This window comes from Pseudoalteromonas sp. SIMBA_162 (assembly GCF_046535955.1).
Classification (GTDB): domain Bacteria; phylum Pseudomonadota; class Gammaproteobacteria; order Enterobacterales; family Alteromonadaceae; genus Pseudoalteromonas; species Pseudoalteromonas marina.
Genome location: NZ_JAWJBQ010000966.1, coordinates 1 through 245, shown reverse-complemented (window position 1 = coordinate 245; position 245 = coordinate 1). Strand labels below are relative to the sequence as shown.

Here is a 245-nt window from a genome sequence, read left to right as displayed (position 1 = left end):
AGAGTCATTGCCAGAGATTTATTTACATAGAGTCAGTTACCCGCTTCGCGACCTCTTTCTGCGCTATCTCCGGGCTCATGCTCTGGTCACGGCTGAACAACTGGCTCATGAGTTTAGTCTCGGTATTGCCATTGTCGAAGAGCAGCTTCAGCAACTGCGTGAACAGGGTCTGGTGATGAATCTGCAACAAGACATCTGGGTGAGCGATGAAGTATTTCGTCGTCTGCGTTTGCGCTCGCTGCAAG

The 245-nt window shown here is 50.6% G+C and carries 1 protein-coding gene; it reads right to left on the bottom strand.

Annotation, left to right across the window (positions count from 1 at the left end):
• Positions 1–22 precede the first annotated feature (22 nt).
• Positions 23–245, bottom strand: a 223-nt coding sequence (locus R0J88_RS22580; RefSeq protein ID WP_410901259.1) for a hypothetical protein, incomplete at its 5' end; no start/stop codon positions are given.